The organism is Gluconobacter sp. P1C6_b (genome assembly GCF_018811945.1).
Classification (GTDB): domain Bacteria; phylum Pseudomonadota; class Alphaproteobacteria; order Acetobacterales; family Acetobacteraceae; genus Gluconobacter.
Genome location: NZ_JACRVU010000013.1, coordinates 19961 through 33301 on the forward strand (window position 1 = coordinate 19961; position 13341 = coordinate 33301).

The following is a 13341-nucleotide window of genomic DNA, read 5'->3' on the forward strand; positions in this document are numbered from 1 at the left end:
CGGGTTCGGAAAAGCCCCGCTGGTCAGTAGACCGACGGGGCTTTTTCGTCAGTTCCTGCTGTCGTTCGTCGTGCCCGCGGCGAGGCCAGCGGCACGGGGGTCCGTGGAGCCGCGGCATGAATCGTTGCCGTGGCAAAGGATGGCGTTGATGCGGCCTGCACCTTCATGCGGGATCGGGGTTTCATGTGCGGCGGCGCGGGCAGCGTCTCCGACGGCATCGGCGGCCTCGTTCTGGCCGGAGGCCGCGATGACGGCGCGCAGGTTGCGCTGGTCACGCAGGACAGCGGCAGAGAGCAGCGGCTGGGGCGTGTGGGCGGGGGATGCGCCGAGGACGACGCCGGTGCTGCCCGCGATGCGGCCGGTTCCGAACAGGTTGTTGTCACTCAGGACGCAGGCTACGGCCATGCCGGAATGGTCGGTCACGACAAAGGACGTGGAGGCCGGAAGGGCCGGGAGAGAGCCGCCACCGGAGCGGCCGCTGTTGAGGGCCGCCTGGGCGGCGGCGAGCGATGTGTTGCCCGAGGCCCGCCACGCAGCGACGGTACCCTGTGCGGAGGCACCGGTCGTATAGCGGACGGCGGCTCCAAGCCCACCATCTGCTGGCGGGGCCAGGAACGAGGCATCCACACCGCCCTGGCGGGTTATCAGGGCTTCTGTCTGGAGGGGAAGGGTCTGGCGCATGTCATCATCATTCAGGCCACCCCCAGCTTTCTGGGCCGCGGTCACATAAACGTCAGCCAGAGCCCCGTTATAGAGGTCGCCGACGCCAGCAACGCGGATGCGCTCCAGGAAGCCTGCGAGGCGTGGTTGCGCCAGGCTGTCACCGGCCACGAGAGTAGAGGCATCGCCGCGACCGAAGATGGCGCGGGCGCCGTCATCGGCCAGAAGGGCCGGGCGCACGGCGGCCAGATCGGCTGCCAGCGTGCGGCTGACAGTGATGCCCGTGCTGGCGAGATTGAGGGCCGGAGCGATCAGATCATTGAAATCGACCGTGCCGTAATGGAGCTGCATCAGATACAGGCCACGGAAGTCGGCCGGTGTGGCAGCCGGGCGATCGGCGCCCTTGCTGGTGCCAGCGCGGGGCTGGAACGCGATGGACTGTGCCACTTCGCCGGGCCGGCTGACGAGGCAGGCGCCACCGCCGCCGAAAGACGCACGGGACGGCAGGGTAACGCCGAGCGCCAGAGCCGTCGCGGTGGCGGCATCGGCCGCGTTGCCGCCACGCGCCAGAACATCATGGCCGACCAGGGCAGCCTGCGGTTCGTCAGCGACGACCGTGCCGATGCTGCCGCCTGCGGGAGCGGATGTTTCGCTGATGCCAACGAGATGGGAGCCCGGGATCCACGAGCAGGCGCCCAGCAGAAGGCCTGAGGCGACCGACGCCATCAGTGAGGCGGGCAGCCGGGAAGAGACGCGACGGGCCTGTGTGGCGTCCGGGGTGGAAATCTGGTGCTGTCGATGCGCCACCTGGCGTTTCTCCAATGTCTGGTCACGACTGTCCGGCCTCGTGGCCTTCGCGGATGGCGGGCGCGGGCAGACGGGTCTGCGCCGTGGGTCCTGGTCCGGTTGTTGTTCCCTCATAACGGGAATCTGTTGTTTGTGGGAGAGGCGAGTTGGTGTCTTCTCTTTGCCACAGACCTTCTTTATGCCGTATGGACCTGATGTCCTGTCTTTCCTTCAGCTGATCCGGAGCTTTCCGTTGAGATACTCTCTGCTTGCCACAGCGTCTGCCGTTGTTGCCGGAATGGCCTTTCTTGTGGGCGGTCAGGCTCTGGCAGCTCCGGCGACATCCTTCACACCTGCCCAGCGGGCCGAGATTGTCGGCATCATGCGTGATGCGCTGCAGAACGATCCGAGCATCCTGACGGACGCCATCCGCGCGATCCGTGAAAAGGCCGAGGAGCAGAAGCAGGATTCGACGCTTGCTGCCGTGAAGGCGCATCAGTCCGAGCTTCAGAGCGCGCCTGATTTCGCCATCCGGGGCAATCCGCATGGTAGGATCACGGTAGTGGAGTTCTATGATCCGCGCTGTTCGTACTGCCGGTCCATGATGGGCGAGGTAGACAGTTTCCTCAGCCGCCATCCGGATGTCCGGCTGGTGGAAAAGGTCGTGCCGGTCCTGGGCAACAATAGCGTTCTCGACACGCGGGCGATTTTCGCCGCCAGCGCACAGGGCAAGTATGAGGCTATGCGCCGGGCGCTGATGGCAGACACCACCAAGCCGAGCATGGAGCGGATCGTCGAACTGGCCCAGGCCAATGGCATCGACACGAAGAAGCTGACGGCCGACATGAGCTCCCCCCAGACTGTGGCGCTCATCAACACCAATCTGGATCAGGGGCGCGCCGTTGGTCTGGATGGAACGCCGACGTTCATTTTCGGTACGGCGGCCGTGGCACCCGGCGCGCTCGAAGCGGACCAGATGGATGCGTTTCTGGAGCGTGCCCGAAAGGCGTGAGCCTTCGGACACTTTAATCAGGGCACTTTAAAGGTGTCAGCGTTTTTCGCTGTCTGCGCCTGAGCCATCCGCCTCTCCGTTGCCGTCAAGGATACCAGCGCGGGACGGAGCATCCGAACCGGGCTGAACCGTGCGGGTGATCGCTGCGACTTCGGCATCGGAGGCGGCAGGAGGCGTTCTGTGGTTCGGAGAGCGGCTGTCGGGACTGTCAATGTCGCGCTGCAGTACACTGGCAAGCGCTTCGGGGTCCGTGCGTTCGGCAGCGTCCAGAAGGCGTTCGGCCAGGGCGTTGTCCCCGATCTGACGGGCGCGGAGAGCAGCCTCGGCCTGTTCGGTCGCGACCTGGTATTTGCGGTCTTCGCCTTCGAAGGGAGTGTCATCGATGATGGACATGAAGCGTACCTTCTTTCTGGGGGCGCGATTGGGTTGGGGCAAAGCTGAAAACACGATCATGCTGCCGCAGTTCCCGAAAGCACTGTTGAGGATCCCTGTATGATAACGGCGTGGATGAAGGAAAATCGGATGAAGCTGGTTGGAAACGGGCCGGTGGCCGTGATGGGGATCGTGAACGTCACGCCGGATTCCTTTTCCGATGGTGGCCGTTTTCTGCGCCCTGAAGCGGCTCTGGCCCATGGACGGGCGTTGCTGGCGGACGGGGCGGATCTGCTGGACGTTGGGGCTGAATCCACGCGACCGGGATTTGAGCCTGTCCCGGCAGAAGAGGAATGGGCGCGGCTTTCGCCTGTTGTGGGAACGCTGGTGGCGGAAGGGGCCGTCGTTTCGGTAGATACGACCAAGGCGTTCGTCGCGAAACGGGTGCTGGAGGCTGGTGCTGCGGTTATCAATGATGTGTGGGGGCTACAGGCTGATCCGGAAATGGCATCTGTGGTGGCGGATTCGGATGCCGTGGCCGTGCTGATGCATAACCGGCATGAGGTGGATGCGGCGCTTGACCTGCGAGCGGACTGGCGGCGGTTTTTTGATCGCTCGCTGGCACTGGCAGAACGGGCCGGAATGGCACGGGAGCGGATCGTGCTTGATCCCGGTGTCGGGTTTGGCAAGACGCAGGCGCAGAATGTCGAGGCCGTAGCCCGTCTTGGGGACCTGAAATCCGAATATGGGCTGCCGGTTCTGCTGGGGGTGTCGCGCAAGTCGATGTTCGGGCATTTTCTGGGACGCGCGGCATCTGAACGGCTGGCTGGGACGCTGGCGACCCATCTGTACGGGGCGGATCAGGGAGCCACGATCCTGCGGGTGCATGATGTGCGCGAACATGTGGATGCGTTGAAAATGCGCCAGATTCTGAAGGATGTCCGATGATCGTTCCTGCCCTGACTTCCGTTTTTGTGCGGGATCTGTGTCTGTTTGGCTATCACGGTGTGCTGCCGGAAGAGACGCGGATCGGGCAGCGCTTTGTGGTCGATATCGAGATCCGGGCCGATCTGTCAGGCGCGATCGCGGGCGATGATTACGAGCAGGCCGTCTGTTACGGAACGTTGTGCGATATTGCTTCGGCCGTCGTGACGGGGCCGCCCCTTCAGCTTATCGAAACAGTGGCGGGGCGCATTGCTGAAGCCGTGCTGGCGCGGCTGGAACGTGTGGAATGGGTGAGGGTCGAGGTCCGCAAGCCCTCCGCGCCAGTACCCTATGCGGTATCGGGGACGGCGGTGGCCGTTGAGCAGGCCCGGGTGTCCGAGGTTGCGTTCTCGCTCGGAAGCAATCTGGGCGAGCGCGAGGCTGTTCTGGCGGCGGCGGTGGATCGGCTGTCGCTCGTGGACGGGCTTGAGATTGTGGAAGTCTCGTCTTTGTATGACAGCGCGCCCTGGGGCGGGGTGGAGCAGCCGGCATTTGTGAATATCTGCGCCACCGGGCGGACGACACTGGAGCCTCACGCGCTTCTGCGGGGCTGCAAGGCGATCGAGGCCGATCTGGGGCGTGTGCCGGGTGTGCGCTGGGGCGCGCGGGCTGTCGATATCGATATTCTTTATTATGGGGAGCGGGACGTCCGGGACCGGACCCTGACCCTGCCGCATGCCTGTCTGTTCGAGCGGGCTTTTGTGCTCGAGCCTCTTGTAGAAATTGATCCAGATCACGTCATTGGTGGACGCCGCGTGCGGGACGCGCTAGCAGTCCTGCCGCGGAGCCCGGGGGATGTGACCCGGCGCGCCCCTGACGGCACTGGCCGTTGGGGCATCAAGGAGCCTGAACCCGCATGACCAACCTGAACGCCACGATCATGACCGCCGCCTCGGCACGTCAGTCGGACAGTCAGGACAGCCTTTCTTCCGAAGAATTGCGCCCTATGGGAGCGCTGCCGCTGCCTGCGGGTGCGGAAGTGCGGATTGCGGGTGCGGTGCGGGATATCCTTGAGGCTCTGGGCGAAAACCCGGATCGCGAAGGCCTGCTCGATACGCCGCAGCGCGTGGCGAAGATGTATCTGGAAGTGTTCAGCGGCCTGCATCAGGATCCGCGCGATCATCTGAAGACGCAGTTCTCAGCGGACCGGCATCATGGTGCGGTGATCGTCAAGGATATCCGCTTCCATTCCATGTGCGAACATCATCTGCTGCCGGTTTATGGCAAGGCGCATGTCGCCTATCTGCCGGCGGGCGGCCGCCTGACGGGGCTGAGCAAGATTGCGCGGCTGGTCGAGGGGTTTGCCCGCCGTCCTCAGCTTCAGGAGCGTCTGACGGATCAGATCGCGCAGGGTATGGAAGATGTTCTGGCACCTGAAGCCGTGCTGGTCGTGATCGAAGCGGAGCACATGTGCATGAGCATGCGCGGCGTGCGCTCGCCCGGCTCCACGACCGTGACGTCCATTGCGCGTGGCACCTGGCTGCGGGATAGCGCAGCCAGAATGGAAATCATGTCGCTTCTGCGGGGCTGAGACAGCTCTTCCGGTTTCAGACCGGAGTGGCAGGCTTGAGGTCGTAGGCCTTCTGGACGAGTTCGGGACGTTTGCCGAGACCGTCCGTCACCTTCTGGCCCCAGATGGCGTCCAGCTGTTCACGCTGCTGGGGGATGATCTCTTTCGGCTCCACGTTCCGGTAGGTGTCGATGGCTCCGGTCAGCACACTGATGGTCGTCTCGAAAACAGGTTCCGGATCGTACTGCTCGTGCGGAAAGGCGATCTTGCTGTAATCGAACAGGCGCCGGGAGGGATCGTCCTGCCAGCTCTTCCAGGTTTCGAACATGCGGTCGTTGAAGCCGGTGAGGAACGGCCCCGGATTGACGGTGGCCACCTCGATTCCGAATTCTTTCACTTCCTGGCTCAGCGCGGAGGCGATGGCTTCCAGGGCGTGTTTGGACGATGAATATGCTCCGGCGAACGGGTCCGTGGTCAGACCGGCGACGGAAGACATGAACACGACCCGGCCTTTCTTCTTCGCGACCATTTTCCGCAGTACGAGCTGTGTGAGCATGACGGGGCCGATGATGTTGACTTCGTACTGACGGCGAAGGTTTTCGGCTGGAATATCGGCGACGGAGCCGCCTTCGGAAATGCCGGCATTGTTGAGCAGGATGTCCACATCCCAGTCTGCGGCTTTCTGTCGGTCGCCTTCACAGGTGACGTCGAGCTTCTCGACGCGCAGGGAGACGCCGCGTTTTTTCGCGTCCTCGGTGACGGCATGGACCTGTGCTGCGATTTCCACGCCTGCGATGACGTCAAATCCTTTTGCAGCCAGTCGCAGGGCGACTTCGTGTCCGAATCCGGTGCCTGCACCTGTGATGAGGATGGTTTTCATGCTGTTCTTTTCCGGGCTGAGGAGGTTACCCTTATCCCAACGCGCCGCTCAGTTCCGTTGTTCCGTTTCTTTCTCCCCGGCACGCAGAGCCGCATGTCCGGCGTCAGAATGTAGGAGTGATGCCCGTGTCCTTTGGAAACAACGTTTTCCAGGCTCTGACGCGTTATGCGCTGGCGGCTCAGATCGACGAATGGGGCTGGGACATCGGCCCGCATACTTATGGTGCGCCCACTGTTCTGGAAGTCGAGGAAGCGGGGCTGAGCATCGGCGATTACTGCTCGATCGGGCCTGGTGTCACGATCATCCTGGGCAATCACCGCGCCGATCTGGTCAGCACCTATCCTTTCAGAACCCTGTCGCATTTCTGGCCCTCTGCTGCAGAGGGAGAGAACGATCACTCCTCAAAAGGGGACGTCATCATTGGCAATGACGTCTGGATCGGGGCGCATGCCACGATCATGTCCGGGGTGACGATAGGTGATGGGGCTGTCATTGCCGCACAGGCTCTCGTGACGAAATCGGTGCCGCCGTATGCGATTGTCGGGGGCAATCCGGCAAAAGTGATCCGCTACCGTTTTTCCGAAACGGTCATTGCGCGGCTGTTGGCGCTGGCATGGTGGAAATGGCCGGAAATGTTGGTGGAAGAACGCTCCGGTCGTCTGATGAGCGCCGATATTGAAGCGTTCCTGGACCTTTATGAAAATGCTCCGGACGGGTCGGGGGACGGTTCATCCTGATTTGGTGAGTGGCGTTTCGCCTTCATGAGATGGCAGGCTTGCAGTACGGTTTCTTGAAACCGTCGTGCCGGAACTCCCCGGGTGTCCGTGCGATTGGGCTGTGTCGGGAAACGTGCCGCGACAGGGGGTGATCCGTGGGGTCCTTCGGGAGTGGTGACGGTTTTCCCTGTATCGAAGGGGATCTTGATGAGTACCGCGGAAACGATGATGTCTCAGATGGCCGAAAAAGGCGGATTTATCGCGGCTCTGGATCAGAGCGGCGGATCCACTCCTGGTGCGCTGAAACAGTATGGCATCCCTGAAAGCGATTACTCGGGTGAGAGCGAGATGTTTGCGCGCATGCACGAGATGCGGGTGCGGATCATCACGGCGCCGTCTTTCACAGGAGACAAGGTGATCGGGGCCATCCTGTTCGAACGAACCATGGATGGAGACGTGAAAGGTGAACCGGTCCCGGCCTATCTCTGGCGCGAACGGGGTGTCGTTCCGTTCGTGAAGATCGACAAGGGGTTGGAAGCGGAAGCGGACGGCGTCCAGCTCATGAAGCCGATGCCGGGGCTGGATGATCTGCTGGAGCGGGCAGTAAAGCTGGGTGTTTACGGAACGAAGGAGCGCTCCACGATCCGCCTGCCGTCCGAGAGCGGGATTCGCGCTATCGTGCAGCAGCAGTTCGCAGTGGCGGAGCAGGTTCGCCGGCACGGGCTGGTCCCCATCCTGGAGCCGGAAGTGCTGATCAAGAGTCCGGACAAGAAGGCCTGCGAGCAGCTTTTGCATGATTATGTTCTGGAGGAGCTTCAGAAGCTTCCCGAAGACGCGCGGATCATGCTGAAGGTGACGATCCCGGAAGTGCCTGATCTGTATGACGATATCACGCGTGATCCGCGCATGGTTCGTGTTGTTGCCCTCTCAGGGGGCTATCCGCTGGATCAGGCCTGCGAGAAGCTGCGTCATAACCATCGGATGATCGCGAGTTTCTCCCGGGCTCTGATCGGGGATCTGCGGCATCAGATGGATGATGCGCAGTTCGATGCGACGCTGGGCAAGACGATCGACGAGATCTACGACGCTTCGGTCCACAAGGTCTGAGACCCGGGTTCCGGGCCGGATGTCAGGCGATACTGGCGTCCGGTCTGTTCCACCAGCACTGTTCCGGTGGCCGTGAAACGGCGGGCAGGTAATGCTGTGGGTTGCCGCCAAGACGGACGGTATTGGTGGGCGTTTCTTCCAGTTCGATCTCATGGACACGCAGAATATCGCCCTGATCTGCGAGGATGGCGGTCAGTTTGGCGAGCATGAGGGCAGCCATAAGCTCGGTCGTCGGATCGCCGGGGGTAACGACGATGCGCTGGGCGCGCTCGGGCTCGTTCGCGCGGAACCATGCAAGCAGCGGATCGGTTTCCGAAAGCTGGAGCGCGTGGTCGAGGCTGTTATCCACAAAATGGTGCCAGCGCGTCTTGGCCTCGGCGAAGGGCAGGATCATGTTCGCATGGCCGTCCAGCCGGGTCTGTTTTGCCGGACGCAGCGTTACGCGAACATATTCGTTATGCCCATGCGGGATGGCGCAGCGTTCGCTGGCCCCGGTGATGAGCCGGTGCCCCATGCAGAAGCGGCGGGTAAAGACGAGTTCAGCAGTCATGCGGCACCTCCCTCAGGGTGGCTCTGCCGGTAACGGCGCCAGCCCTCGGCACGCAGGTTGCAGGCCGGGCAGGTGCCGCAGCCATAGCCCCACTCATGCTGATGGGTCCGATCGCCCATGTAGCACGAATGGCTGTCACGATTGATGAGGTTCACGAGCTTCTGGCCGCCGAGTTCTTCGGTCAGATCCCATGTCTGGGCCTTGTCGATCCACATCAGGGGCGTGTGCAGGACGAAGCGCTGGTCCATACCGAGGTTCAGGGCAACCTGAAGCGCCTTGATCGTGTCGTCGCGGCAATCAGGATAGCCGGAATAATCGGTTTCGCAGACGCCCGTGACAATGTGCCGTGCATTGCGGCGGACGGCGAGGGCCGCTGCGAAGGTCAGGAAGATGAGGTTGCGGCCCGGCACGAAAGTATTGGGCAGGCCGTTCTCGCTCAGGCCGATCTCGGCTTCGCGGGTCAGGGCCGTTTCGGACAGGGCGCCGAGGGAGGCGAGGTCGATCGTATGATCTTCGCCAAGGCGCGTTTTCCAGTCCGGAGAGAACGCGGCCATCTCGTTGCGCAGGGTCTCGCGGCATTCGAGTTCGATGGCGTGGCGCTGTCCATAAGCATAGCCGACGGTTTCGACACGGTCGAAGCGGGAAAGGGCCCAGGCGAGGCAGGTTGCGGAATCCTGACCGCCGGAGAACAGGACAAGAGCAGTGTTGCTGCTGATGGTCATGGTCAGGGGATTCCGATCAGTTTGTGGGTCTGGAGTGACAGGCGCCAGCGGGGATGGTGCAGGCAGTAGGCGACGGCGGCCTGTGTGTTGGCGATGCGGTCGGGACCGTCCATCGGCTGGAGCCAGAAATGACGGAAGGAAAGCTGTTCGAACAGTTCGGGCGACAGTTCGGGCTGGGGATAGACCAGCTTGAGTTCCGCGCCTTCGGTCTGCACCAGTGCGCCGCCCGGCTTGGGGCTGACGCAGATCCAGTCGATTCCTGCGGATGCCGTGATGGTGCCATTGGTTTCCACGGCGATTTCAAAGCCATGGGCCTTTACAGCGGCGATCAGGGCGTCGTCGAGCTGGAGCAGGGGTTCGCCCCCCGTGAAGACGACATAGCGTCGGCCGCTGTCATCGGCCGTATCGGTCCAGCAGGCCTCGATGGTGGACGCCAGCGCTTCAGCCGTCTCGAAACGGCCACCGCCTTCACCGTCCGTGCCGATGAAATCGGTATCACAGAACGTGCAGGCAGCCGTGGCGCGATCCTGCTCGCGGCCCGACCACAGGTTACAGCCGGCGAACCGGCAGAACACCGACGCGCGGCCTGTCTGTGCACCCTCGCCCTGGAGGGTCACGAACATTTCCTTCACAGCATATGACATGACCGCAGCATGTCGGCGAGGTTGGCGCAGGATGCAAGGGAAATCATCACGCCAGCCTGATGCGATGGTTGCAGAGGGTGGTTTCGGCCGTCAGGGGGGGATGGGCAGGACACGCTTTCATGGTAGGGAGAGCGCATGGAAGACATGAATGCCCGTTCTCCTGTTCTGGTTCTTGAACCCCAGCGTGGGTGGGGGCTTCTCCGCTCTGCCGCCGCCGATCTGAGGGCAGGTCTGCGGCTGTTTCCGCTCGCCGCGGCACTCGGCTGGCTGGACATCAAGATGCGGTATCGCGGCTCCATTCTGGGGCCGCTGTGGCTGACACTCTCCACCGCCGTGATGATCGGCGCAACGGGTGTGGTGTACGGCTACCTCTTCCACATGGACCTGAGAACCTATCTGCCCTTCCTGTCACTTTCTATCGTGCTGTGGGGGTATATCGGGACGGTCGTCAATGATGCAGGAACGGTCTTCACGCAGAACACCCCCCTGTTCCATTCGATGCGGATTCCGGCCAGCCTGCCCGTCATGCAGGTGATCGTCCGGAACCTGCTGATTCTGCTTCATAATATGGTGGTGGTCGCGGTTGTGTTTGCGGTCTTCCGGATCTGGCCGCACCAGATCTGGAGTCTGCTGCTCAGCCTTCCGGTCTGGATCGTGGACAGCTTCTGCGTCATCCTGCTGATCGGGATGCTGGGCGCGCGTTTTCGCGATATCGCACCGATCGTGGCGTCCCTGATGCAGATCTTCTTCTTTGTGACGCCAGTCATCTGGAAGCCCGAGCTGATCACGACCGGACGTCAGTATCTGCTGTTTGATCCGTTCTATTCTCTTCTTGAAATCGTGCGCGCGCCTCTTCTGGGGCGGACGGTCGATGCTGTCGTCTGGGGAGCGGCGATCGGACACAGCATGCTCCTGTGGCTTCTGGCGGCTATCCTGTTCTGCCGGATGCGGTCGCGCATTCCCTACTGGATCTGATCTGATGCCCGGTATCGTTGTTGACCGTCTCTGTATCGATTTTCCGCTGTATCATGGTCAGAGCCGTTCCCTGAAACGGCAGGTTGGCAAGACCCTGACCCGCTTTGCGCCGTCCTCGCCGTCGGCGCATCTGATGCATGACCAGCGGGAACGCACGATTGTCAGCGTGCTGCGGGAAATCAGTTTCACGCTGCGCTCCGGCGAGCGGCTGGGGCTGATTGGCAGTAACGGCGCTGGCAAGACTACGCTCCTGCGGGCACTTGCCGGCATCTATGAGCCTGTCGCCGGGCGGGTCCGGCTTGAGGGGACGATGCGCACCCTGCTGGATAGCAGTCTGGGCATGAATCCTGATCTGACCGGGCGTGAGAACATCCGTCTCAAAGGCCGGTATGAAGGGCTGTCACGCCAGCAGATCGACCGGATCGAACAGGACGTACAGGACTTCGCGGAACTCGGGCCGTATATGGATATGCCGGTGAAGGCCTACAGTGCGGGAATGAGTGTCCGCCTGGCGTTCGGTCTGGCGACGGCATCTGCCCCGGAGATCCTGCTGATGGATGAATGGTTTCTGGCGGGCGACGGCATTTTCATGAACAAGGCCCGCACCCGGCTTGAGGAACTCGTCCAGAAGGCGGAGATCCTGGTGCTCTCGACCCATCAGCCCGAAATCATGCGTCAGTGGTGCACACGTGTCCTGTGGCTGGAGAATGGACATGTCCGGATGGACGCCTCACCGGACGAGGTTCTGGACGTCTATCTGGAACACACGGGCTGAGCGTCCTCAACTCCCTGAACCAAACCGTGCGAGCGCCCAGGTCGTCCCGAGATACAGGACGATCGTAAGGGCACACCCTGCCATCAGCGCGATCCAGAACGGCAGTCCTGCCCGCAGCAGCCGTGGGATGAGCAGAAACATCGGCAGGGACGGAAGCACGTACCAGAATGTCGCTTCCGCATGGTAGCTCATGAGGAGGCGATCAGGCTTTTCCACCCAGAGCCAGATCATGCCCAGAACCGATACCAGCGGCAGGGATGCAATCAGGGCACCCGCGCCCGGATAACGTCGCGCGACGCCTGAAGCCGCAGCGATCAGAACACCAGAGATCAGACATTTCAGAACGAAGAAAACCATATCCTTACCTAGGGGTAAGTAACCGTTTTCGGAATTTATTTTTTTGAGAGTGTGGCCAACTCCAGGGGAGGAGTGGCGCGAGTGACGGGGCTCGAACCCGCGACCTCCGGCGTGACAGGCCGGCGCTCTAACCAACTGAGCTACACCCGCAAAGCTGCTTTTCAGCATCTTGGGACCTTCCGTTCGGGAAGCTGTTTGGCTTCCTCTCGGTCGGTGGCGGTGATTTATCAGCCTGCCCGGGGGGTGGCAATAGGGTTTTCTGAAAAAAAAGCTCACCCGGTCAAAAAAACTGCCTTGCCCGGTCTGGATGGGAGGTGTCCTTTGTAACGGATCGATACAGATGTGGGGATGTCATGACGTTGGGCCGACTGGGTGCGCTTTTGCTGATGGGGACTGTTCTTGCCGGGTGTGAGAGTGGTCCGCATCAGTGCAAACTGATCATAAGCGGTGACATGCCGGTTCTGAATGACTGGGGGAGTCCCATCGTCCGTGCCGCGATCAATGGGCATCCCGTCGCGCTGATTGTTGATACGGGTGCTTTTTCCACTACGATCGGGAAGAGTTTCGTGGAGCCGCTCGGTCTGGACGATACCGGGGGAACCGTGTTTGTCCGTGGCGTCGGGGGGGACGAGTACGCGCGTGTCATGACAATCCGCACGCTGGACATGGGAAGTTCCAGGGCCCTGAACATCGCTGTGGCCGGGGCCGGGAAATTTACCGGAAAGATCGCCGGCCTCCCGATCGTGGGATTGTTCGGGCGTGATTTTCTGGGGCGCTACGATACGGTCGTGGACATGCCGTCTCATCGGGTGCGCCTGGTTGAAACCGAAGACTGTGAAACGCCGACGCCTGGATGGACGGGGCGTATTCATACGGTTCCCATCAGCCATCCCTATAACGGCGGCCAGAAGACCACGCTGGATATTCGCCTGAATGGTCACGCGACCGATGCCGTGCTTGATACGGGAGCAGCCAGCAGCCTGATCAGCATGGATGGCGCAAGGACTGCGGGTGTGACGCGTGCCATGCTGGAAAAGGATCCGGTCACGACCGGTTATGGTCTCACGCGGGATCCGGTGAAGAATTATCGCCATCATTTCGATACCCTCCAGATGGGCGATATCGTCTTTCGGGATGTCGTATTGAGGGTCGGGAGTGATCTTCCTGATACGGACGCTCTGCTGGGAGCGGATGTTCTCAGGCATTACCGGATCTGGATCCCCCGCTGGGGCAACCGGATGTTTGTCCAGCACGACGTCGATATTCCAGCATCAGCCAACTGAAGAAGTCT

Annotated in this window: 16 protein-coding genes and 1 tRNA gene; 9 read left to right on the forward strand and 8 right to left on the reverse strand. The window is 61.8% G+C overall.

Annotation, left to right across the window (positions count from 1 at the left end; genetic code table 11):
- Nucleotides 1–48: 48 nt before the first annotated feature.
- Nucleotides 49–1467 (reverse strand): gamma-glutamyltransferase, encoded by a 1419-nt coding sequence (locus KP701_RS10230; RefSeq protein WP_215747117.1) that lies wholly within the window; start codon nt 1465–1467, stop codon nt 49–51.
- 232 nt (nt 1468–1699) lie between these two features.
- On the opposite strand from KP701_RS10230, the gene KP701_RS10235 reads away from it, so the two are divergent.
- Nucleotides 1700–2458, forward strand: coding sequence for a DsbA family protein (locus KP701_RS10235; protein WP_252345543.1), 759 nt, complete (start codon nt 1700–1702; stop codon nt 2456–2458).
- 36 nt (nt 2459–2494) lie between these two features.
- On the opposite strand, the gene KP701_RS10240 is transcribed toward KP701_RS10235, so the two are convergent.
- Nucleotides 2495–2851: a hypothetical protein gene (locus KP701_RS10240; protein WP_252345544.1), complete on the reverse strand. Its 357-nt coding sequence runs from the start codon at nt 2849–2851 to the stop codon at nt 2495–2497.
- Between the two features lie 129 nt (nt 2852–2980).
- Here KP701_RS10240 and folP point away from each other — a divergent pair, with 129 nt between their 5' ends.
- From folP to folE, 3 genes are read left to right on the forward strand one after another with little or no spacing between them, the layout of a single operon-like run.
- The gene (gene folP / locus KP701_RS10245) at nt 2981–3778 is read left to right on the forward strand and encodes a dihydropteroate synthase (protein ID WP_252345545.1); all 798 of its coding nucleotides are present in this window, start codon (nt 2981–2983) and stop codon (nt 3776–3778) included.
- Entirely contained in the window at nt 3775–4674 is a 900-nt protein-coding gene (gene folK, locus KP701_RS10250) for a 2-amino-4-hydroxy-6-hydroxymethyldihydropteridine diphosphokinase (protein ID WP_215747121.1), read from the forward strand. The genes folP and folK overlap by 4 nt, the downstream gene beginning before the upstream one ends.
- Nucleotides 4671–5345 (forward strand): GTP cyclohydrolase I FolE, encoded by a 675-nt coding sequence (gene folE, locus KP701_RS10255; protein WP_215747122.1) that lies wholly within the window; start codon nt 4671–4673, stop codon nt 5343–5345. The genes folK and folE overlap by 4 nt, the downstream gene beginning before the upstream one ends.
- Before the next feature lie 16 nt (nt 5346–5361).
- Here folE and KP701_RS10260 read toward each other — a convergent pair whose 3' ends face one another.
- The gene (locus tag KP701_RS10260; RefSeq protein WP_215747123.1) at nt 5362–6204 is read right to left on the reverse strand and encodes an SDR family oxidoreductase; all 843 of its coding nucleotides are present in this window, start codon (nt 6202–6204) and stop codon (nt 5362–5364) included.
- Nucleotides 6205–6329: 125 nt separating this feature from the next.
- Between KP701_RS10260 and KP701_RS10265 the strand changes: the two genes are divergently transcribed.
- Complete coding sequence (locus KP701_RS10265) at nt 6330–6941, forward strand: CatB-related O-acetyltransferase (RefSeq protein WP_215747124.1); 612 nt, start codon at nt 6330–6332, stop codon at nt 6939–6941.
- Between the two features lie 186 nt (nt 6942–7127).
- Nucleotides 7128–8027, forward strand: a complete 900-nt coding sequence (locus tag KP701_RS10270) for a fructose bisphosphate aldolase (protein ID WP_215747125.1) — start codon at nt 7128–7130, stop codon at nt 8025–8027.
- 22 nt (nt 8028–8049) lie between these two features.
- On the opposite strand, the gene KP701_RS10275 is transcribed toward KP701_RS10270, so the two are convergent.
- Genes KP701_RS10275 through queE form a run of 3 tightly spaced genes read right to left on the reverse strand, consistent with a single transcriptional unit; the run spans nt 8050 to nt 9943 of the window.
- Nucleotides 8050–8577, reverse strand: a complete 528-nt coding sequence (locus tag KP701_RS10275) for a 6-carboxytetrahydropterin synthase (protein WP_215747126.1) — start codon at nt 8575–8577, stop codon at nt 8050–8052.
- Nucleotides 8574–9299, reverse strand: coding sequence for a 7-cyano-7-deazaguanine synthase QueC (queC, locus tag KP701_RS10280; protein WP_215747127.1), 726 nt, complete (start codon nt 9297–9299; stop codon nt 8574–8576). The genes KP701_RS10275 and queC overlap by 4 nt, the downstream gene beginning before the upstream one ends.
- 2 nt (nt 9300–9301) lie before the next feature.
- Nucleotides 9302–9943 carry a 7-carboxy-7-deazaguanine synthase gene (gene queE, locus KP701_RS10285; RefSeq protein WP_215747128.1) on the reverse strand — a complete coding sequence of 214 codons (642 nt, stop codon included), beginning with the start codon at nt 9941–9943 and terminating at the stop codon, nt 9302–9304.
- Between the two features lie 135 nt (nt 9944–10078).
- Here queE and KP701_RS10290 point away from each other — a divergent pair, with 135 nt between their 5' ends.
- Nucleotides 10079–10918 carry an ABC transporter permease gene (locus KP701_RS10290; RefSeq protein ID WP_215747129.1) on the forward strand — a complete coding sequence of 280 codons (840 nt, stop codon included), beginning with the start codon at nt 10079–10081 and terminating at the stop codon, nt 10916–10918.
- A 4-nt stretch (nt 10919–10922) separates the two neighbouring features.
- Entirely contained in the window at nt 10923–11693 is a 771-nt protein-coding gene (locus tag KP701_RS10295) for an ABC transporter ATP-binding protein (RefSeq protein ID WP_041111890.1), read from the forward strand.
- Between the two features lie 6 nt (nt 11694–11699).
- Here KP701_RS10295 and KP701_RS10300 read toward each other — a convergent pair whose 3' ends face one another.
- A complete protein-coding gene (locus KP701_RS10300) occupies nt 11700–12050 on the reverse strand; it encodes a DUF3147 family protein (RefSeq protein WP_215747130.1) in 351 nt (116 codons plus the stop codon).
- A 73-nt stretch (nt 12051–12123) separates the two neighbouring features.
- Nucleotides 12124–12200, reverse strand: a tRNA-Asp gene (locus KP701_RS10305).
- A gap of 203 nt (nt 12201–12403) precedes the next feature.
- Here KP701_RS10305 and KP701_RS10310 point away from each other — a divergent pair.
- On the forward strand, nt 12404–13333 hold the full coding sequence (locus tag KP701_RS10310; protein WP_215747131.1) for a retroviral-like aspartic protease family protein: 930 nt from the start codon (nt 12404–12406) through the stop codon (nt 13331–13333).
- Nucleotides 13334–13341 lie beyond the last annotated feature (8 nt).

Coding starts and splice junctions, on each gene's coding strand:
- KP701_RS10240 (WP_252345544.1), bottom strand. CDS start 2,851: ATGTCCATCATCGATGACACTCCCTTCGAAGGCGAAGACCGCAAATAC.
- folP (WP_252345545.1), top strand. CDS start 2,981: ATGAAGCTGGTTGGAAACGGGCCGGTGGCCGTGATGGGGATCGTGAAC.
- folK (WP_215747121.1), top strand. CDS start 3,775: ATGATCGTTCCTGCCCTGACTTCCGTTTTTGTGCGGGATCTGTGTCTG.
- folE (WP_215747122.1), top strand. CDS start 4,671: ATGACCAACCTGAACGCCACGATCATGACCGCCGCCTCGGCACGTCAG.
- KP701_RS10260 (WP_215747123.1), bottom strand. CDS start 6,204: ATGAAAACCATCCTCATCACAGGTGCAGGCACCGGATTCGGACACGAA.
- KP701_RS10270 (WP_215747125.1), top strand. CDS start 7,128: ATGAGTACCGCGGAAACGATGATGTCTCAGATGGCCGAAAAAGGCGGA.
- KP701_RS10275 (WP_215747126.1), bottom strand. CDS start 8,577: ATGACTGCTGAACTCGTCTTTACCCGCCGCTTCTGCATGGGGCACCGG.
- queC (WP_215747127.1), bottom strand. CDS start 9,299: ATGACCATCAGCAGCAACACTGCTCTTGTCCTGTTCTCCGGCGGTCAG.
- queE (WP_215747128.1), bottom strand. CDS start 9,943: ATGTCATATGCTGTGAAGGAAATGTTCGTGACCCTCCAGGGCGAGGGT.
- KP701_RS10290 (WP_215747129.1), top strand. CDS start 10,079: ATGGAAGACATGAATGCCCGTTCTCCTGTTCTGGTTCTTGAACCCCAG.
- KP701_RS10295 (WP_041111890.1), top strand. CDS start 10,923: ATGCCCGGTATCGTTGTTGACCGTCTCTGTATCGATTTTCCGCTGTAT.
- KP701_RS10300 (WP_215747130.1), bottom strand. CDS start 12,050: ATGGTTTTCTTCGTTCTGAAATGTCTGATCTCTGGTGTTCTGATCGCT.
- KP701_RS10310 (WP_215747131.1), top strand. CDS start 12,404: ATGACGTTGGGCCGACTGGGTGCGCTTTTGCTGATGGGGACTGTTCTT.